Genomic DNA, 20,333 nt, shown 5'->3' on the forward strand with positions numbered 1-20,333 from the left:
CTTGAAAGTGAATTAACATTTGTAGATTATGGTGTTCCTAACAAACAAAGGAATTGCTATGAAAACTCACCTCGTATGTATTTTAATACTCACTATCTCATTCTCGGCTTTCGCTGACTTAAAAGAGCTTCCGGAAGAATTTTCAGATTTTAGTTTAAATAGAGATATTACTGTCTCATATGATGACTTAGATACTCTTCTAAGTTTTACTGTAATTGATACTGGAGCATCAGATCGTTCCAAACTAAATTCTCAAGCCTCCATCGGTACAAGAATGAAGTCGCATAAAAATAACGACACAGCATTAGAAGCAAATCGTTTCTTCTTTGAAGAAATAACAAAATCAGAGATTAAAGACGGTTTTTATAAGATCAGAGTTAGCCTAGAAAGTCTGCCAAATGAAATCTCACTTAACGAACTCAGCCTTGATGAGCAACTTGCTTATTGGTTAAACCTTTACAATACAGCCATGTTAGAAAAACTAATCACACACTATCCTATTCGCGATACAGAAGATTTACTCTTTGGCAGCAATTCAATTTTAGAGGATGAGTTTTTAAATGTTGCTGGCCATAAACTTTCTTTAAACGACATACAACAAAATATTGTTTTTAAAAAGTTTGGTATAAAAAAACCAATAGTTATGTATGGGTTTTATCAAGGAAATATAGGAAGTCCTAACATTCGTGCCGAAGCATATAAAGGAAACAAGGTTTATCATCAATTAGTTGAAAACGCTGAAGAATTCGTCAATTCAAATAGAGGAACTAGTATCAAGCGAAAAAATCGCCTTTATGCCTCTAAGTACTATGAGCAAGTTAAACCATTATTCGAAAACTTCGAGAAAGATTTACGAGAGCACCTAAAAGACTATGCAAACCCGCCAATGAGCTCTGATATAAAATATGCTAAGAGCTTTAAAATAGGTATTGAAGATTGGAGAATCACTGATATTTATGGCACAGAGCGAAAGTTTGGTGGCGCAGCGTCAACAAATCCTGCCGCCATGCTCAATGCTGTTGCAAATAACTCATCAAAACCAATAGGAGCTGATGGCGCAGGTTCAGGACTAGGTGCTGTTAACATAAGCTTTTTATCTAATTCTATTTCGGAGAAAACGATGGACTTTGGCCGCTTTTCTCCAGAAATGCTCGAAAAAATTAGAGCTCTCAAGCTAAAAGAAACTGATAATAGTGGCTCTGTAAAAATAAAAGACCTTTAATAAATTTTATTATTTAACTTTAAAAAACACCCTGTTAACATGGTACGAAAAATAGGGTGTTTTATGTCTAACTTTCTTAACTCTGCGCTCGCTGCTTATAATTCACGCCAATATAACCAAGCTATTCTTTTTTTAAACAAATGTGATATTAAAACTGTTGATTGGTATATTTTACTTGCCGCTACATATAGCGCACTTAACCAAAATGAAAATGCCGAACAAACATATTCTTACGCAGTAAATAAGTTTCCTTCATCCCTCCCTCTAATTGAAAACTATACAAACTTGCTGTGCAGAACTGCTAAACATTCGTTATGTTTAAACTTTTTAAAAAACACAAGGTATTTGCCATTAAGCAAAAAGGTATCTCTGAATTTTATAGAAAGCTTGATCAAAACCAACCAGTTGTTACAAGCAAAAAAGGAACTTTCTAAAACCGTATCTGATGAAACCTTAAAAGAGAGATATCACTGGTTAAAGCTTGAATTACTAGAACGTTTGGGTGACTTAGAATTAGTTGAAAGCTATTACCTCTCTTTACCTGTCGATTTAAAAAATCAATTTTTATTTAAATATAAACGTGCTTGTAATTTTCGCAATATGGGTAAATTCGACAATGCTTTAGATATATTTTTAATGCTAAGCGATAAGCAGAACAAGTATAGCCCCGAGGTTAACTTTTTGATTGGCTGTACTTACTATGATTTACTAAAGTTTGAGCTCTGTGAGCAGTATTTAAAACGATGTCTTGAACAGGCTCCTAACTATATACCTGCGCATGAGTGTTTAAATAAATTATACTGGGATCGTGCAAACAAATCAGCCCTTATGAGCTCCTACAATAGTACATTCTTAAATCATGCTAAAAACCCACAACTAGTTCAATCACAACTAGCTCAGCTTTTACATTTTAAAGATTTTAATCAAGCCCTTGATGTATCTTCACAAGCAATTAGGCTCTTCCCTGATAACTTAGACATAAAACATGCCCATGGCATCATTTTAGGTAAGCATGGGCAAAGTGATAAAGCATTCATTATATTAGATGAGCTTGTATCACAGGCTCCCCAATCAGCAAGATATAGTGTAGATTTGGCAAACTACTGTATTGAAAATTTTGAATATAAAAAAGCAATACTGCACTTAAACACTGCAGTTAAACACAACCCTTTTAATCAAGAAATCTGGGCTTATTTATCCACAGCTTGGCGCTTAGCTAAAGACGATAAATATCATTGGTTAACTAATTACGATATGTTTGTTAAAACAATGGCTCTACCTACGCCTAAAGGCTACAAGTCGTTTGACTCTTTTGGGAAGGAACTCAAGGAACTATTACTTACTTTACACACTAAAGAACAAGACCCGCTTGATCAAAGTGTTCGAAGAGGAAGTCAAACTGAAGGACACTTACTCTATCGCTCAAATACGTTACTCTCATTATTTAAGCAGTCAATGGAGTCATGTATATCTACTTACTTAAATGATTTACCAGCAGATAGTATGCACCCATTAACGGCAAGAAATAGCCTAAACTTTACTGCCAAAGGCAGCTGGTCAGTAAAACTAGAAAATGGAGGATATCATGCCAATCATATTCATCCTCACGGTTGGTTGTCAGCACCCAGCTATATTTCTATACCTGATGAAATGAGTAAAAATGATCCACTTAAAAATGGCTGGTTAAAGTTAGGAGAAACATGTCTTGATCTAGGAAAAAGAGAATTAATAGATCGCGAGATATGCCCTGAAAGTGGACAAATTATCATTTTTCCTAGCTATATTTGGCATGGCACAAATGAGCTTAAAAGCGATAGACCTCGCTTAACAATACCTAGCGATATTATGCCAATTGGTTAATCTAGTTGATTGAAATTCAAACTAGTGCTATAAAAATAAACAAAAACAAAGGATTGATCATGATAAAATGCTTGCTACTTATAATCGCTATTATTTTTATTCCAGTGAAAGCTGAAGAATTCTCTTTACCCGAAGAGTTTTCAGATTTTGGCTTAAATAGGGATATAAGCATATCTTATGAAGACCTAGACCAACTTCTAGAGTTAACCGTTATTGACATGGGTTTATCTGATAGGACTATTCTAAAACCAATAGTAGGTAATGGCACAAGGTTACGGTCTAATAGAGACAGAGATACGGCTTTAGAGGCTAACCGCTTTTATTTCGAAGAAGTTGTAAAATCGGATATTAAGCTAGGTTTTAAAGTAATTCGCCAAAGCCTAGAAAAAGTACCTGAAGAAGTCCCTTTAAACGCATTAACCTTAGATGAGCAATTAGCTTATTGGCTAAACTTATATAATACAGCCATTATTGAAAAGTTAATTGAACATTACCCAGTTCGAAATGCAAAAAAATTACTCGAAGGGGAAAACTCAATACTAAACGATAAATTTATAAATGTTTCAGGTCATACCTTGTCACTTAATAATATTCAACATGATATCGTTTTTAAGAAATTTGGGAATAAGAAAATAGTAATGTATGGCTTCTATCAAGGGATAATCGGAAGTCCGAATTTACGTAACGAAGCTTACACAGCTGATAAGGTATATAAACAACTTTCAGGTAATGCTGAAGAGTTTGTAAACTCCAACCGAGGCGTTCAAGTTAAAAGAAATCGTCTAAACGTTTCTATTTTTTATGATCAAGCAAAAATTTTATTTCCTGACTTTGAGAACGATCTACTAAAGCATATTTTAAACTATTCTGATTCTTCTATTAACTCACAAGTAGAAGATTCGGAAGAATTAATTCTAGCTATTGAGGACTGGAATGTAACCGACATATACGGCACTGAGCGCTCATTTGGTGAGGGTAATGCCACCAACAAAGCGGCCTTGCTCAATGCCGTAGCAGCCAATAGTAACGTGCCTGGTGCAGGCGCTATGAACCTTAGCTTCCTAAGCGATATGTTATCCTCTAAAGTTAGCTCTCAATCTCGCTTTTCACCTGCAGTATTAGACAAAATTAATAAGCTTCGTCTCAAGAAAAAAATCAATAGTAGTAGTGTTAAAATAAAAGACTTACCCACTAAATAATTAAATTGTATTCAGCGCTCTATTGAGTGCTGAATACTCTCAGTGATTAATCTAATACATTATTAAACTCTTCAAAATCAGAAATAGATAAGCTTTCTTTAATATACCTACTGAAATTTTTATATCTTCCCGATGAAGATGTATAAAGAGGCTTTCTCACCTGCCAAACACTAGCAGTACTTACAATATTTTTTTGTTGATGAAATAAACCGCTTTCACCTTGATATTTTACGCCTAAAAATTCGAACAGAGGCAATAATACCCCCTCGGGCTTTGAAACAAGTTCATCATAATTGACTGTAAAAATATCATTAGGATACTTTTTTAGCCAATGTGCTTTAACACGCTGCTGCGCTTTATGGTAGTGCACTGTATCATTCAGTGCGGTCGCATAATTCAAACTTGGGCCTAAATGTTGAAAGTAAGCTGATAAACTGTTATCTCTAATATCGCGCTGTGTCCAAATAACTTTTGCTTCAGGGTACATCATTTTAATTATATCAATGTATAAGTAGTTCTCAGGCCGTTTATCAGTAACAAGACTACTTTTTCCCGCTCTTAACTTTAATTCTTTCTCATAACCTTGCTGAAATAATGTTGAGTTAACCGTGCTTGACAGCACTTTAGGCTTATCAATTAGATTGAATAGTTGCTTATGCAAGTAATCAATCTCTCCTCCATTGCTAATCACCTCAGAAGTGCAAATTATTTGTTCTATTAAGGTTGAACCAGACCTAAACATGCCACAAATAATAATTGGAACAATATCGCCAGTCTTACTTTTTACGTTACTAAGCTCTCTTGCTAGTGTGTTACTTACTTGATGTTCGATATCAACCCTGTTGTATTGCGGGATATATTTTCGATTAAAGCTATTGGCTTTAGTATAATAAGACCATGATTTTTCATAATCTTTGCTATCGTCATAAGCTTTCCCAAGCGCATAATACATATCAGCTTTTAACACATCATCTTCTATAGCTTCTAAAATAGATAGGCTTTTTAGTTCGTATTCTAACGCTTCTTTTTTATTAAATGTTTGTATATCAGCAATTCTCGCATGCGCCAGACCATATAAAGGATTTATCTTTAATACCTGATTAAAGCTCTTTAAACAGTTTTGCTTATCACCAAGCTGCTCATATATATTAGCAAGATTAAAATAGGCATTAATTTTATTTGGTTCAACTGTAATTGCCTGCTGTAAATAATTAGTCGCAGTCCCATAATCAATTAAAAGCTCAGAGTAGACGGATGCTAACTCCACATAAGCGGTATATATGTCGTGGTAACCAAGCTCGATAGCTGCTAAGAAAGATGTACTTGCAAGAGTACCTTTGCCATCTTTTTTTGCCATTTCACCCAATTGAAAATATGACATTGCGCTATCCGGTACTATTTCAGTGTATTTTTTAAGTAAGTCTATTGCTAAAGAGAATTCATTACTGGCGGCATATAACTGACAAAGAGTATTTACATAATCGAATTTTTTGGGGGCTATTGAAATGAGTCTTCTACAAACTTCCTTACTTTTTAGTAAATCTCCTTCATTCATAGCTACTTTAAACAATACAGCTAAAGCTTGCTCATTAACTTCAGGGTTGTCGCATAAACCTTCTAGGGTTGCTTTTCCTGCCACAATCTTTCCACTATTCAATTGCTGTATTGCAAACAGTAAACTTTCTTTTACCGATTTCATTTTTTCCCCATAAAAAAAGCGAGCCTAAGCTCGCTTAATATACATTAATTAATTCAAATTAGAATTTTAATGAAAGGCTCGCATGGAAGTAACGACCTAACGAATCGTAGTAACCAGCAATAGCATTTGCGTTTGTTGATAATGAACCACCAACTAGAGGTGCCTCTTTATCCATAACGTTGTTAACACCTACTAATAAAGACGTGTAATCATTAATAGTAAATGTACCTTTAAGGTCAATATAGCTTTGTGAGCTAATACCGTCGTCTTGTACTAATGTATCAGCACCAGTGTAATCGTTTACACCGCTGAAGAAACGCCATTTAGCAGTAGCTCTCCACCAGCTGCCCGTGTCGTAGCTAGCAGATACAACATGACGCCATTCTGGTTGAGGGAAACAACCGTTATCTAATGAGTCAACACAGTCATATACTTCACTTACACCAGGAATATTATCAAATTCCTTAGTTAACATGTAGGTACCAATGATACTAGTTTTTAATGTACCTTCAGCAATTTCCATATCGTAGTTTGCGCTTAAATCGATACCTTCGTAATGGATATTACCTAAGTTAGTATTTGTAGCAACAACTTGGCCAGAACCTATCCAAAGGCTACCACTACCAGGTGTACGGTCTACGTTATCACAAAATACAGCCGCGCCGCTTTTACCACATTGTGTAACTAGAATTTCTGGGTCAATATTACCAATCGCGTCTTCAAGTTCAATATCCCAGTAATCGATTGAGAAGTTGAAGTTTTCAAATGGGTTACCAACAACACCTAAAGTAATAGTATCAGCAATTTCTGGAGATAAATCTGGATTACCACCAAACAGAGCATTATATTGATCCGCAGGGCTCTTACCTACATTGCCATACTGACTTGCAGAAACACCTGTATTTGCACACTCAGCAGCTGTTAGGCTTGGTGTACCAGCACATGGATCAGTACCGGCCCATAAACCAGTGCTTTGTTGAGCGAATAGCTCACCATTGTTTGCTGCACGAACTGCACGGTTGTAGCTTGAACGAATTTTCCAATCGCCTGTTACATCCCAGTTCATTGCCACTTTATAAGTCGGCTCAGCACCTGAAGTGCTATAGTCTGACCAACGGTAGCCTAATTCAACAAGTAAACTTTCAACTAACGGTAAATCTTCAACGATTGGTAGGCTAAGCTCACCAAACACTTCACGTACTTGATAACCACCATTTAAACTCTTAGTAGTACCACCTTGGCCTAGTAATAGACCTTGTGCAAATACTTCATCAGCTGTTCTACTGAATGTTTCTTCACGATACTCTGCACCAAATACTGCAGCAACTGGGTACTCTGAAGATGGAAGTGAGAAATCGAATTCGCCAGTAACAAAACCACTTACAATCAATTGCTCAGTAACACCGTTCAAGATTGCCGTACCAGTAAGTGACCCTGCAGCTTCTTCAGTTACACCATCAAACTGAAAAACATCGTACGGAATACAACCAGAAGTCGCGCTACAATCTTCACCATTTGCTGATAAAGCGGTGATTATACGCGGACCAAAGAAATCATTTTCATATGCTGAAGAAGATGAAGTTGAACCGTATTGAGCAAATGCTTCGTAAGACCAAAGGTCGTTAATTTCGCCTTTACTACCTAACACTAAACGGAAAGAGTTATGTTCAAGGCTGTCTGCACGAGGGCCACCTTCAACGTTACGCTTACCAATATAAGTTGCAAACTGATCACCAGAAGTCAATCCAAAGCGCTCAGTTAGTTGTGCACGTTGTGTATCATTTAATAATGGGCTATCAAAATCAATTGAGTAATTATCATTAAAGAACGTACCAGACTCAGCAATCTGCGCTGTAGTGCGGTTACGCATAAACATTGCTTCCATGAACGGACGGAAGCTATCATTTATTTCGTAGTTAGCAAACATACCTAATGTATGACGTTCATCAGGACGCATAAAGTGGTTAATTGGCGCGTAGTTATATGTATTACCAACTGAAGGAATAAAGCTGCTATCTTGACCTAGAGTCCAGTATTCGTACTGGCCTTCACCAAAGTCTACAACACCGTCAGCGTTAGGAGCTGAGATATAAAAGTTAGGGTTAACAGCATTACCTGAACCACCACAAGCTGTACCAGCAGCATTTAGAGCACAAGATGAGTAGTCACGTGCACCTTGGCGTAATTCATTTTGTCTGTTGTAAGTAAAGTAAGCTACTGCATGACCCCTACCACTATCAAATGCACCACCTAGGGTCGCTGCAAAATCAAATGACGCGCCATCAAGACCCGTATTACCTTCTTCATATTCAAAGCCAGCATCATCCATTAGGCCTTGCATGTATTCATTATCGTTATTATGTTGGTAAGCAGTTGTACCTACATTAACTTCAAAACCCTCAAACTGATCGTTCATTACAAAGTTTACAACACCAGCAACAGCGTCTGCACCGTAAGTAGATGAACCACCACCAGTCATTACATCTACGCGTTTAATTAGCGCAGCGGGAATTTGGTTAATATCAGCTGATTGTGTGTAGATACCACCAGCTTGCATACGACGACCGTTTACAAGAACAAGAGTACGCTGAGAACCCATACCACGTAAATCAAGGGTTGCAGTTCCCGAAGCACCATTTGATTGGAAAGAAGTATTAGACGCTTCTAGTTGCGGTAAGCTATTCATCATGTCTTCAACACGAGTAAAACCTGCAACAGCAATTTCTTCAGCAGTTGTTACTTGCACTGGGCTAGCTGTTTCCATATCTGTACGTTTGATACGTGAACCAGTAACTTCAATTCGTTCAACCTTATCAACTTTTTCTTCATCAGCAGCAAACGAACTTGCTGAAAAAGCAGCTGTTGAAGCTGTACCGAAAGCTATCGCTAAGCGAACTGCTTTTGAAACTTTATTATTTAACATTTGATTCTCCCAGAATACTTTATATTTTTTATATTTTTTGCTTGATTACCATTTGTTAATAAATGGTAATCATACGTTATGATAATACCAGCAACACAACGTGGTCAACATAAAATTAACTTATTGTTAATTACCAACACTTTCAAAGCTAAAGCATTACAATTTTAAAATCAAAAAATTTACATTGGTATTATTAAATAGCGCCATTACTGCATTAAGGGGAATTATAAAAAAGGGGGGATTGAATTCACAAAGGTTAACTTTTAGCTCACGGTAACTTAAAAGAGAGAGGTTTGAGAGCTCTTTGATAGCGTCACTTCCATAGCACTAAAAATCATTTCGGCTATTGGGTCTAATTGTTTTTTTATATACAAAGGATAATTCAGTCTTTTATTTGTATCACTGAGCTCTGGTCCATCAAATGTGTAAACATACTCTATAATTTGCCCTCGTTTCACCTCAAAGTTTGGGTTCTGGGCTTTATATTTTTTAACTGCTTGGACATGTGGTGGAATATTCTTTTTATATTCAGTTAAATTTTGTCCTAACCTTTTTCTATAAATTAATTTATCGTCAAATTCTCCATTTTGTAAACGCCTAGAGTAAGAATTAACTAACTCCTCTAAAAGGCTTATTTTATAGTCACTACTGAACAAAGCTTCAAACAACTCTACTTGAAACTCTTGAGCGAACTCAGTCCAATCACTTCGAACTGCTTCAACACCTTTAAATACTAGCTCATTGTGATTTTTATTAATTTTTTGACCTACATATCGTTTTTTAGAGCCCATCGTTTTCCCCCTAATTGTAGGCATAAAAAAAGGACTGTATAAGGTTTCAAATTCAATCTCCAAAAAGCTCTCTAAGTCGTGCTTCTGACTAATTTCTTGTACCCACTGCTGATTGATATTAATAGCTAATTGTTTACCAATTTCATCGCATTGAAGCGTATTCAAACCGTCATCCAAAGTAATGAATATTGAATCTGTATCGCCATAAATTACATTGTACCCACACTCCTCTATCCATTTTTTTGTGGTTTGCATTATATCGTGCCCACGTAGTGTGATTGAACTTGAAAGACGTGGATCGTAAAAGCGACACCCCCGAGAACCAAGCACTCCATATAAGCTATTCATAATAATTTTTATAGCCTGCGATAACATAGGTTTTTGGCTATCTTTTGCTTCTTGTCTTGTTATTGATAGAGTTTTTATAAGGGCTGGTAAATGATTTTTATGTCTTGAAAAAAGTGCATTATTATATCCTGGAATTGCATCTTTTGGATTGAGCAACCCCTCAATTAAACCAAGAGGGTCTATACAAAAAGTACGCATAATTGATGGATATAAGCTTTTAAAGTCGAGTACAAGTACATTTTTATAAAACCCCGGTTTTGAAGACATTACATACCCTCCAGGACTATCAAAACTTAAGCCATGATCTCCTAAATTAGGTGCAACATAACCACTTCGGTGAAGTAAGGGCAGATAAAGGTTAACAAATGAAGCGACTGAACCGCCCATTCTATGAAGTTCAAGCCCCGTTAATTGACTCCTAACAACAGCAAAATCAAGTAAATTTAATTTGTTAAAAATACGTAGAACCAGTACGCAATCTTGTCTATTGTATTTCGCAAGGGATAACTTATTATCATTAAATTGGCGTTCAATTTCTGCTAGCTGGTCACTTGAACTGATGAACTTTTTCTCACCAAGCTCCTTAGCAGCTACATTTGACAGGCTAAAGCTATCATAGTGGTAGGTCGCATTTTTTAACGTGTCTATACCGTCTATAACAACTCTTCCTGGTATAGTTAATCGAGTATAATGGCCTACTCGTAATTTTATTTTTTCGCTATTACGTCCAAGACGCAATTCTATACCTAGAGTTTCAGCTCTGGAGTGAAGAACAGAAAAATCAAACTCAATGACGTTCCAACCAATAATAAGATCTGGATCTGTTTTTGCTATAAAGTGCTGTAATTTTTGTAAAAGATCGATTTCATCAACACACCATATTATTTCAATTGCATCACTATATTTAATAGGACTGCCAATCATTAATACACAATCAATGCCATGACCGACCAAACCAATGGAAAATAATACCCCTTCTCCATTGCACTCGATGTCTAAAGAAACTGTTTTAAACTTAGGATTTACATCTGGGTTATTTTTAAATTGGCAATTGGTTAACAGCCTATATCCGTCTTTTTGTGTAATATCTCCTCTCACCCATGTGGAGCCTTTAATAAATCGCTCCATTAAAAAGCGATCTATAGGGCGTATGTCATCTTCGTATGTCACAATGCCCTCTGCGCTTAGAGCTTTTAACGCATTGTAGTAATGTTTAAGTGATTTAAAGTAGCAACCAGCCACAGTCCCCTGCTGAAAATCTTTTAATTCTACAGGGACAATTTCAAAAGAAACATCTGAGAGCCGCAGTACTTTTTCTACCGTCGCTTTATCCTTTAACTTGATAAAAAAAACAACTGACTCTGGTAAGCTAATTGCTTTTAATGGCCCTTTTTCAGTTAAAAGCCAAATAACAAAACTTACGCCCAAAGGTGAATCAACTGTTTCTGTAGAGAGAATAAACCCCGAGTCTAAGCGCATTAATGAAATAAGCCTTGTAATAAAAAACGACAAAAATAAAATTTGTAAAGCAGGTTATATTTTATTTCTTTCTAAGTTAGTCTTAAGAAAAAATAATATGAGCATTCAATGAGCCCTTCTGAAATTATCCAACACGCTAATAATCTCCTTCAACAAAACAAGCTTCAACAAGCTAAAAAGTTAATATTACCTCTAATTCAAAGTGCACCAGAACACCATCAAGCTTGGCAAATATTAGCCCAAGTACATCGACAGTTAAAAGAGCAAGAGCAATACCAACAAGCCACAAAGCAATATGAGATGATTGCTTGGTTTAACCAGCGTTTAGATAAAGCGAATCAGCATCTATTAAACAAAGAATTAAAGCCAGCAGAAACCATTGCCCATGAGTTGCTCAATCTTGTTACGAATGAATACCGTGTTTTAGTGTTATTAAGTAAAATAGCTTTTCAAGCAAGCGACTTAAAAACGTATTTGGCTATTACTTCTCATAATATAAATATAAACAATACAAAATCAGCCGCTTATGATGCGCACATTGAAGCATTATTTAATACAAAGCAATATTTAGAACTAATCTCCTTTTATAATAGGTCGACCACATTAGTTACTTTACTACCAAAATCCCAAAGTTTACTCGCTGCTGCCTATGTAAAAATGATGGACTTCAAAAATGCATCTCTAAATTACCAATCTTTGCTAAATAAAAATTATCACCCCGCATATTGCAATTTAAGACTTGGGAACATAGAAAAGATAGTTGGAAATAATCAAAGTGCGATTGCATTTTATTGCAAAGCAATAAAACTAGCTCCTCATATAGGTGAAGCCTATTGGAACTTAGCAAACTTAAAAACATATACTTTCACTCAGCTCAATATAGCTAATTTAGAACAGCAGATAACAATAGACTCAAATAAATTAAATAGAGCACAACTTCACTTTGCTTTAGCTAAAGCATATGAACAACTTAGCAGATACGAAGATGCCTTTTTGCAGCTAAGAATAAGTAACGATTTACAAAAGTCACTTAGCCCTTACATTACTAATGACTTTAATGAGCGCTGTAAAAAATACCTAACCAAAAAAGTAGCCAATACAGTACATTCCTCAACCGAAAATGAAGTCCAGCTGATATTTATTGTAAGCTTACCTAGAAGTGGCTCTACACTTATTGAGCAAATACTGGCATCGCATAGCCATGTTGACGCTAGCTATGAATTATCAGAAATCAATTCTATTGCAGTAGAGTTAGAAAACCTTCAGATAAAAAGCAACGTACCTTATAAGCTAAATAGTTTGACTCAAGAGCACTTGGCAACATTAGCCAAACGCTACTTAAAATTCATTGAACCTTTTCGCAATAACAAGCCTTACTTTATTGATAAACAACCAGTCAACTTTCAACATATTGCTCTTATCAAAACTTTATTCCCTAATGCAAAAATAATCGATGTACAACGAGATAAAAAAGCGACTGCATGGAGCCTTTATAAGCACTCATTTTCACAAGGCCATAGTTATAGCTACGATCAGGAAGATTTAGCTCACTACATGAATGAATATTATAAGCTGATGACACATTGGCATAGCGTATATCCTGACGAAATATATACAATTAATTATGAAAGCTTAATAAACAACTTCACTGAAACGGTTAATGATTTATTTGAACATTGCAATTTAGTAGTAGAGCAAGCGTGTTATGAGTTTTATAATAACCAACGCCCTGTTTTAACTCCCAGTTCAGAACAAGTACGTAAGCCAATTTACAAAGAAGCGCTGACTGACTGGAAAAAATATGCAAATCATCTAACGCCACTGCTTAATAGGCTAAATTAGTAAACAAGCTGCTTGTAGTTACACTCTTATAACTCTAAAATCCATAGCACTGTAATTATATACATACTTTAGGTAAATCATCCCATGCTTTCTGACTCACTAAAAAAAACAATTAGGCAAGTACACCAGCATGTGGCTAGTAACCTAAAAGATTATCGCCCTCGTAGCAGTCAAAATTATCTTGTAGCCGAAATAGCAAAAACACTTGCTGGCGAATACCATAAAAAGCAGCGCATTTGCGTAATTGAAGCAGGCACCGGTACCGGTAAGTCTCTTGCCTATTGTTTAGGCGCGTTGCCTCTTGCCTTAGCGCAAAAAAAGAAGCTAGTTATTTCTACCGCAACCGTTGCACTGCAAGAACAATTAATAGCAAAAGAGCTCCCATTTTTTAAAAAGCATTCAGGCCTCGACTTTAAATTTGATTTGGTAAAAGGTCGCCATCGTTATATTTGCGCTCACAAATTACATAATGCTGTAAACGGCGATAGTCAAACACAAATGGACTTTATGCCAACGCTTACTTCACCATTGAGCGCAATGGAAACCAAGTGTTTGAATGAGCTATATAACGCATATGTGAATAAAAAATGGCAAGGCGATAGAGACAGCTGGGCCGATACCGTAGCCGACAGAGTATGGAACTTAATAGCGTGCGATAAACATTCATGCCAACGCCAAATGAAGGCCCATCAAACGTGTCCGTTTCAGCTTGCTCGTAATCAATTAATGCAAATGGATGTGCTGGTAATTAATCACTCTTTATTACTAGCTGATTTAGACTTAGGCGGCGGTAAAATTTTACCCGAGCCCGACAACACCATTTATGTAATTGATGAAGCGCATCATTTAGCACATATAACACGCGACTTTTCATCGGCCGCAGCAACAATTAAAGGTACAATAGAATGGCTTGATAAGCTCACCAAGTTTAGCGGAAAAATGGCAAAGGTTTTAGTGGGGCAAAGAGCCATTGGCCAAAACTTTAAACTTTGCGACAGTATTAATGACGCGAATAAAGATTTAAAAGTAGTTCGCGATATTCTCGATAATGCTGACTTTGAATATTCGAAAGACGATACTTATCGCTTTGAGCACGGTGAAATTCCACAATCGCTGCACAGTAAAGCAAAAGACATAAGCGAAGCCACGCAAGATGCGCTGCGCTGTTTAAACAAAATGCACGACACCCTTACCCAAGATGTAAGCGACGGCGACATAAAACCTTACGTTGCCGACCCAATACTAGGCGAAAGCGGTCAATACATAAACCGCTTAGAGCAACTAAACAAACTATGGTTTAGTTACGCAAAAAAAGGCGAAGGTGCTCCCCATGCACGGTGGATAAAACGTCTTGAATATAAAAGCCATCACGACCACTTATTAAGCGACTGCCCTATCGAGGTCGGTTATTACTTAAAAGATAAATTGTGGCGAGAATGCGCGGGCGCTGTTTTGTGCTCTGCGACATTAAGTGCACTGGGCTCGTTTGATCACTTTGCTTACGAAACAGGACTTGCTAAAGAAGAAGGCGTTAAATTTATTAAAGTACCTTCTCCTTTTGATTACCCAAAACAAGCCACTTTACGTATTCCGGTATCTAAAGTAGAACCTACCGATAAAGACTTTAGTGATCACCTAGCTAAAACTTTACCAGAGTACCTAAATGATAAAAAAGCGAACCTTGTACTATTCGCTTCTTACTGGCAAATGGACCACGTAACAAAGTTTCTTAGAACAAAAGGTTTTAACTTATTAGTACAAGGTGAGATGTCGCGAGAAGCATTGCTTAAATTACACACTAAAAATGTAGACGAAGGCAAAGGCAGTATTTTATTTGGAACCCAGAGCCTTTCGGAAGGTCTTGATTTACCAGGTAAATATTTAGAGAACCTAATAATTACTAAAATTCCGTTTGCTGTACCTACTTCGCCAATAGAAGAAGCGCAAGCAGAATTTGTACAAAGCAAAGGTGGTAACCCGTTTTTAACGATTACCGTGCCAGATGCCGCAAAGAAATTGGTACAAAGCTGTGGTAGACTGCTGCGAAAAGAGAGTGATGAAGGCTGTATTACTATTCTCGATAGACGCTTAGTTACTAAGCGATACGGTAAAGCCATGCTCGACACCCTACCACCTTTTAAAAGACAAATAGATTATTAATGTTTGAACTCGCACTCGATCCAACAACCTGGGCTGTTTTATGTGCTGTTGCACTTGCCGCAGGTTTTATAGACGCTATCGCCGGTGGCGGTGGCATGTTAACTGTACCCGCTTTATTAACTGCTGGCTTACCTCCACATTTAACATTAGGCACCAATAAATTAGCGGCTAGCTTTGGCTCGTTAACGGCAAGCTATACATACTATAAAAAGAACTTATTTAGTCCTAAGTTTTGGGCAGCCTCCATTATTGCTACCGCAATAGGTGCATTGATAGGTACTGTTATTGTTGATCATTTAAGTATCGATTTTTTAAACAAACTACTCCCCATTATTATTATTTTAGTTGCTGGCTATAGCTTATTTGGTAATTTAAGCACCACCGAAGGCGATGAACTTCCTAAACTAAACAAAGCGATGAAAATAAAACAATGGCTACAAGGTTTAGCATTAGGCTTTTTTGATGGTTTAGCAGGCCCAGGTACGGGTACATTTTGGACTGCTTCTAATGGCATGCTTTACAAAATGAACCTGCTACTCAACTGTGGTTTAGCGCGTTCAATGAATTTTGTGTCTAACTTTATATCTTTAATTACCTTTGTTGCACTCGGCCATGTAAACTTTTTACTTGGCATAACAATGGGCTTTTTTATTATGCTAGGCGCATGGTTTGGGGCGCATTCAGCAATACGTTTTGGTAGCAAATTTATTCGCCCAGTATTTAATACTATGGTTATACTTTTAGCATTAAAACTAATTTACGAGGCTTACTTTTAATATGCATTCAATGGCTTTAGATAAACTACGCCAACAAGTTGCAACGCTAAAACAACAAGCTGAGCAATTTGATAAAGCTAAACTTTTTTCTAAAAATCGTTACATGCAAGCACAACCTAGCTTGTTTGACCGCGCAGTTTTTAGTACCAAAAGCATGAACCTAGTCGATTACGTAATAGAAATAGAAGACGAAGTTTCAAGGTTACCGCCAAGCGAGCATCGCCATGCTTATACCTACGCGCTTGAACGTATTGCAGCTCAAATACAAGCTGTATTCAACGTTATTAAATCAACGCCTATTTGGGTTAAAGAAAACAAAAGCCATTATAAACCACGCCCTAAGCAAACCGTTTATAAGCAAGCTGTGCAAAAAATAATGCAATCATCCCATGAGCTTTACGACGAATTAAAACAAAACCATGAGTTTGAACGCCGTTTAGTGCTCATGATTGAAGAGCGAAAAATGCAAATGGATAAAGCCTCGCCTGCTAAAGCACAAAAGCTTAACCTTGAAATATTAAGCACACACGCTCGATTAGGCCGCTGCAGAAAAGCAATTTCTGCCACCGAAGATAAAATTCAACAAGTAGAAAAACAGCAGCTGCGTTAAGGTGCACTTTACTATGCAGCTTTATTATCATCCATTGTATTCAGACCTTATACTCCCAGAACGTCATCGATTCCCTATTCAAAAGTATAAGTTACTTAAAACAGAAATAGAAAACCTAGGTGTTTCGGCTATTCACTTTCAAGAGCCTGAAAAAGCAACCAAATCTCAACTTTCGCTATGTCATAGCCAACGTTATATAGATGACTTTTTAAATGGGACTCTTAGCAATAAAGCCATAAAAAAAATGGGCTTTCCTTATTCAAATGAATTGGTAGAGCGCACATTACTATCAGTTGGGGCAAGCATCCAAAGTAGTGAACACGCGCTAAAACATGGTTTTTCGGCTAATTTAAGTGGTGGCTATCATCATGCATACAGTGATTACGGCAGCGGTTTTTGTATTTTTAACGATCTAGCTATTGCAGCAGCACATTTAATAAATACAGAGCAAGCCGACACTGTTTTAATTTTTGATTGCGACGTACACCAAGGCGATGGCACAGCACAAATCACTCAAAACCATGACCAAATTATTACCTGCTCAATTCATTGTGAACAAAATTTTCCTCGTAATAAGCAAGAGTCCACCTACGATTTTGCATTGCCCGCTAAAACAACCGACGCTGAGTACCTTGCTACATTAGAGCAAGCACTCGATTTTTGCGTGCGTATTCATAGCCCCGATATTATTTTGTATAATGCAGGTGCTGATATTTACACAAAAGACGAGTTAGGCTTGTTTGAAGTATCACTAGATGGCGTATATAAACGCGACTTTTTTTCTCTCAACTTTTGTAAGCAACACCAAATCCCACTAATGTGCGGCCTAGGCGGAGGTTATCAGCGTAATTTGAGCTCACTAATTAATGTTCATAAACAACTATTTAAAGCCGCTATCGATTTATAGCAAGCCATAGTATAGACTCAATTAAACTGATTATTTTAAAGCGGTGGGAATATGCGATTACACGAAGACATACACAACTATTACGAAAAGATTGTAGTCGAGGAAGTTATCAAACTTAAACTTGATGAAAAATATGATGAAGATGTAATGGCTGACTTTTGTTGTACGGTACTAAATCAGCTCCCGCCACGATATATTCGCTACGATGTAGATATGGCGTTTTATTTACCGCAATCAGAACGCATACATATGGAACAACGTGTACAAACCGCAATAAACGTTGCCATCAGCCAAATATCAAAAAAGAAAGAGTTAAATGACAAGTCCACTTGATCAAGCCCCTACACATATGAAACTTGCAGTAGATTTAATTATGATACTAGAGCAACACGATGTTGCTCCAGAAGAAGTACTTAAAGCACTTGAAATAGTTAAAAGCGACTTTGAAAAGAAGCTAGAAAAGTCATAACTCTATTCTATTATCTGTATGTCGTGCTCGGTAACGCTACCTTCGTGCTTAGTGCAATCAATTTTAACTTCACCAAATGTACGCCTAGGCGAAGTTGAACGCCGACAGGTCATATTTTGTGCTTTAACGCCAAATTGCATTATATACAACTCAACTGTTTCGTCTATTTGTTGTTTTTGCTGCGTAGTCGCTGCACTGTAAAATGCATCGTATTGCGCAGACCAATTCTCAACCCCCGCTTCTTTTGCAACACCTAGCCAGCCCATTCCGAGTTTAGTAGATTGCTCCAAGTATTGGCCTTTTAAAAACATGAATGCCAACGTGTATTGTGCACTTTTATAGCCAAGTGCTGCCGGCTCTTTTAAATCATAAAAAGCTTGCTCGTAGAGCCCCTTTTTATACGCTTTAATACCATTGTATTCTTTTTTCTTCATTGTATTGTCGCTGTATAGGCTAACAGGGGTGGACCCACACCCACCTAATAAACCTACAGCCAAAATTGCTGCAACCGATATACATTTAGCCATAACTAGTCCTTTATTATTTTTTATATGCGAGTACCGAATCTGGCTTACACTCTTTGCAAAGCCTGCTATTGTGTAATCCTGTTTGTATAATTAAAATACTATCATGAGCTTAGCAAGTTTACTTCGGTTATTTTTTCTGGCTGCAATTTGGGGCGCGTCATTTTTATTTATGCGAATGGCAGCTAACAGCTTAGGCCCAGCGGTGTTAATAGAATTTAGAGTTGGCTTTGCCGCACTCACCCTCTTTATTGTGGCGCTGTACTTAAAACGCCGCTTGGCGTTTACTGAGCACACAAAACACTTTTTTATTATAGGCGCGTTTAATTCTGCTTTGCCGTTTTTATTTTTTGCTTACGCAGCCCAAACTATCAGCGCATCCACACTCTCAATTTTAAATTCTACAACACCAATATGGGGTGTTGTTGTTGGAATTTTATGGACAAAAACAAAGCCTAATAAAAGTATGGTGATTGGTTTACTGCTGGGTTTAATTGGCGTAGTTATTTTGGTTGGGCAAAATCATTTTGTGTTAAATAGCCAATCAATTTTGGCCATAGTAGCGGCATTAAGCGCATCACTTTGCTATGCCATTGCATCGCATTACACTAAAAACGCGCCTAAACTGCCCCCATTCGATAACGCCCATGGCTCAATGTGGGCTTCAAGCTTTATGGTATTACCGCTTATCTTATTTATGCCAATACGAGAAATACCAAGCACCAACGTTATGCTAGGTGTACTTGTATTAGGAGTAATGTGTACCGCACTTGCTTATATTTTATTTTTTAAACTTATTGAAGATATAGGCCCAACCTCAGCTTTAACGGTCACGTTTTTAATTCCGCTATTTGGCATTTTTTGGGGACATTTAATTTTAGACGAGCAAATTGGGCCAAACACGTTACTAGGCGCTTTATTTGTTATTGTGGGCACTATGCTGGTTACTGGATTTTTACCGCGAAAAAAGCACCTAGCTAAAACACGCTAAGTGCTTTTACAAAGCGCTTACTTTTGTGCTTTTTTGCTTAAGTTTTCAATTAAGTCTTGTGCGCTATAGCTATTGTCGCTGGGTTTAATGCCTTTACCCATTTTAATATCAATCAGGGTGTGCACTTCTTTGCGTTTATCATTGTTGCTCACCTGCACGCCTACACTGCTTGTTGGGCGTGCGCGTGTTTCGCAAGTTAATAAACCGCAGCTTCGCTCATATTGCTGGCTGTGTGATGCACTAATAGTTGACGCGGGCGCTTGCGATTTAGACTCAACAAAGGTTTCTTTATTCGTTACAACAAACCAGTCGTAGCCTTGCGCTTGGGTAAGCTCAGCCGCGCGTAACAATGCATAGTCACCGGCATCTGCTACGTTGTTTGACACACTTTTAAACTCTACTCGGTATTGATCGTCGCTAATTTTTTGCTCGCTGTAACCTTGTGAGCCATTATTCGCGGCGCGGTAATCAGGTTTAGATGCGCAACCCGCCATAAGTAAAATACTGATAATTAAAATAGATGTTTTCATAAT

General features: G+C 37.2%; 16 protein-coding genes. 11 read left to right on the plus strand and 5 right to left on the minus strand.

The window, feature by feature from the left end:
* Positions 1-58 precede the first annotated feature (58 nt).
* The 3 genes from H5116_RS11535 (at position 59) to H5116_RS11545 (ending at position 4,281) form a co-directional block, all read left to right on the plus strand.
* Positions 59-1,222 (plus strand): DUF547 domain-containing protein, encoded by a 1,164-nt coding sequence (locus tag H5116_RS11535; RefSeq protein WP_182716173.1) that lies wholly within the window; start codon positions 59-61, stop codon positions 1,220-1,222.
* A gap of 63 nt (positions 1,223-1,285) precedes the next feature.
* The gene (locus H5116_RS11540; protein ID WP_182716174.1) at positions 1,286-3,082 is read left to right on the plus strand and encodes a putative 2OG-Fe(II) oxygenase; all 1,797 of its coding nucleotides are present in this window, start codon (positions 1,286-1,288) and stop codon (positions 3,080-3,082) included.
* Between the two features lie 5 nt (positions 3,083-3,087).
* Positions 3,088-4,281, plus strand: a complete 1,194-nt coding sequence (locus H5116_RS11545; RefSeq protein ID WP_182716175.1) for a DUF547 domain-containing protein — start codon at positions 3,088-3,090, stop codon at positions 4,279-4,281.
* A 46-nt stretch (positions 4,282-4,327) separates the two neighbouring features.
* On the opposite strand, the gene H5116_RS11550 is transcribed toward H5116_RS11545, so the two are convergent.
* From H5116_RS11550 to H5116_RS11560, 3 genes are all read right to left on the minus strand, one after another.
* Entirely contained in the window at positions 4,328-5,980 is a 1,653-nt protein-coding gene (locus tag H5116_RS11550; protein ID WP_182716176.1) for a tetratricopeptide repeat-containing sulfotransferase family protein, read from the minus strand.
* A 58-nt stretch (positions 5,981-6,038) separates the two neighbouring features.
* Positions 6,039-8,903, minus strand: a complete 2,865-nt coding sequence (locus tag H5116_RS11555; RefSeq protein WP_182716177.1) for a TonB-dependent receptor domain-containing protein — start codon at positions 8,901-8,903, stop codon at positions 6,039-6,041.
* Positions 8,904-9,181: 278 nt separating this feature from the next.
* Positions 9,182-11,521 (minus strand): DNA polymerase II, encoded by a 2,340-nt coding sequence (locus H5116_RS11560; protein WP_182716178.1) that lies wholly within the window; start codon positions 11,519-11,521, stop codon positions 9,182-9,184.
* Positions 11,522-11,629: 108 nt separating this feature from the next.
* Between H5116_RS11560 and H5116_RS11565 the strand changes: the two genes are divergently transcribed.
* The 7 genes from H5116_RS11565 (at position 11,630) to H5116_RS11595 (ending at position 18,285) form a co-directional block, all read left to right on the plus strand.
* Positions 11,630-13,363, plus strand: coding sequence for a tetratricopeptide repeat-containing sulfotransferase family protein (locus tag H5116_RS11565; protein WP_182716179.1), 1,734 nt, complete (start codon positions 11,630-11,632; stop codon positions 13,361-13,363).
* A gap of 84 nt (positions 13,364-13,447) precedes the next feature.
* Complete coding sequence (dinG, locus tag H5116_RS11570) at positions 13,448-15,523, plus strand: ATP-dependent DNA helicase DinG (protein ID WP_182716180.1); 2,076 nt, start codon at positions 13,448-13,450, stop codon at positions 15,521-15,523.
* Positions 15,523-16,299, plus strand: a complete 777-nt coding sequence (locus H5116_RS11575) for a TSUP family transporter (RefSeq protein ID WP_002958254.1) — start codon at positions 15,523-15,525, stop codon at positions 16,297-16,299. Before dinG ends, H5116_RS11575 begins: the two co-directional genes overlap by 1 nt.
* Before the next feature lies 1 nt (position 16,300).
* On the plus strand, positions 16,301-16,909 hold the full coding sequence (locus H5116_RS11580) for a primosomal replication protein (protein ID WP_002958255.1): 609 nt from the start codon (positions 16,301-16,303) through the stop codon (positions 16,907-16,909).
* Between the two features lie 13 nt (positions 16,910-16,922).
* On the plus strand, positions 16,923-17,816 hold the full coding sequence (locus H5116_RS11585) for a histone deacetylase (RefSeq protein ID WP_182716181.1): 894 nt from the start codon (positions 16,923-16,925) through the stop codon (positions 17,814-17,816).
* A gap of 51 nt (positions 17,817-17,867) precedes the next feature.
* Positions 17,868-18,149, plus strand: a complete 282-nt coding sequence (locus H5116_RS11590) for a late competence development ComFB family protein (protein WP_002958257.1) — start codon at positions 17,868-17,870, stop codon at positions 18,147-18,149.
* Positions 18,133-18,285 (plus strand): DUF2496 domain-containing protein, encoded by a 153-nt coding sequence (locus tag H5116_RS11595; RefSeq protein WP_076914928.1) that lies wholly within the window; start codon positions 18,133-18,135, stop codon positions 18,283-18,285. Before H5116_RS11590 ends, H5116_RS11595 begins: the two co-directional genes overlap by 17 nt.
* A 2-nt stretch (positions 18,286-18,287) precedes the next feature.
* Here the strand turns inward: H5116_RS11595 and H5116_RS11600 are convergent, their stop codons facing one another.
* A complete protein-coding gene (locus H5116_RS11600; RefSeq protein WP_182716182.1) occupies positions 18,288-18,812 on the minus strand; it encodes a sel1 repeat family protein in 525 nt (174 codons plus the stop codon).
* A 103-nt stretch (positions 18,813-18,915) separates the two neighbouring features.
* On the opposite strand from H5116_RS11600, the gene H5116_RS11605 reads away from it, so the two are divergent.
* On the plus strand, positions 18,916-19,800 hold the full coding sequence (locus H5116_RS11605) for a DMT family transporter (protein ID WP_182716183.1): 885 nt from the start codon (positions 18,916-18,918) through the stop codon (positions 19,798-19,800).
* Between the two features lie 17 nt (positions 19,801-19,817).
* On the opposite strand, the gene H5116_RS11610 is transcribed toward H5116_RS11605, so the two are convergent.
* Positions 19,818-20,330 carry a CC0125/CC1285 family lipoprotein gene (locus tag H5116_RS11610; protein WP_039038089.1) on the minus strand — a complete coding sequence of 171 codons (513 nt, stop codon included), beginning with the start codon at positions 20,328-20,330 and terminating at the stop codon, positions 19,818-19,820.
* Positions 20,331-20,333: the final 3 nt, after the last annotated feature.

The sequence above is a fragment of the Pseudoalteromonas sp. SG45-2 genome (assembly GCF_014164115.1).
Lineage (GTDB): Bacteria > Pseudomonadota > Gammaproteobacteria > Enterobacterales > Alteromonadaceae > Pseudoalteromonas > Pseudoalteromonas distincta.

Bases quoted from the DNA above. Each gene is read 5' to 3' on its own strand.
- H5116_RS11535 (WP_182716173.1), top strand. From the start codon at position 59: ATGAAAACTCACCTCGTATGTATTTTAATACTCACTATCTCATTCTCG.
- H5116_RS11540 (WP_182716174.1), top strand. From the start codon at position 1,286: ATGTCTAACTTTCTTAACTCTGCGCTCGCTGCTTATAATTCACGCCAA.
- H5116_RS11550 (WP_182716176.1), bottom strand. From the start codon at position 5,980: ATGAAATCGGTAAAAGAAAGTTTACTGTTTGCAATACAGCAATTGAAT.
- H5116_RS11555 (WP_182716177.1), bottom strand. From the start codon at position 8,903: ATGTTAAATAATAAAGTTTCAAAAGCAGTTCGCTTAGCGATAGCTTTC.
- H5116_RS11560 (WP_182716178.1), bottom strand. From the start codon at position 11,521: ATGCGCTTAGACTCGGGGTTTATTCTCTCTACAGAAACAGTTGATTCA.
- H5116_RS11565 (WP_182716179.1), top strand. From the start codon at position 11,630: ATGAGCCCTTCTGAAATTATCCAACACGCTAATAATCTCCTTCAACAA.
- dinG (WP_182716180.1), top strand. From the start codon at position 13,448: ATGCTTTCTGACTCACTAAAAAAAACAATTAGGCAAGTACACCAGCAT.
- H5116_RS11575 (WP_002958254.1), top strand. From the start codon at position 15,523: ATGTTTGAACTCGCACTCGATCCAACAACCTGGGCTGTTTTATGTGCT.
- H5116_RS11580 (WP_002958255.1), top strand. From the start codon at position 16,301: ATGCATTCAATGGCTTTAGATAAACTACGCCAACAAGTTGCAACGCTA.
- H5116_RS11585 (WP_182716181.1), top strand. From the start codon at position 16,923: ATGCAGCTTTATTATCATCCATTGTATTCAGACCTTATACTCCCAGAA.
- H5116_RS11590 (WP_002958257.1), top strand. From the start codon at position 17,868: ATGCGATTACACGAAGACATACACAACTATTACGAAAAGATTGTAGTC.
- H5116_RS11595 (WP_076914928.1), top strand. From the start codon at position 18,133: ATGACAAGTCCACTTGATCAAGCCCCTACACATATGAAACTTGCAGTA.
- H5116_RS11600 (WP_182716182.1), bottom strand. From the start codon at position 18,812: ATGGCTAAATGTATATCGGTTGCAGCAATTTTGGCTGTAGGTTTATTA.
- H5116_RS11605 (WP_182716183.1), top strand. From the start codon at position 18,916: ATGAGCTTAGCAAGTTTACTTCGGTTATTTTTTCTGGCTGCAATTTGG.
- H5116_RS11610 (WP_039038089.1), bottom strand. From the start codon at position 20,330: ATGAAAACATCTATTTTAATTATCAGTATTTTACTTATGGCGGGTTGC.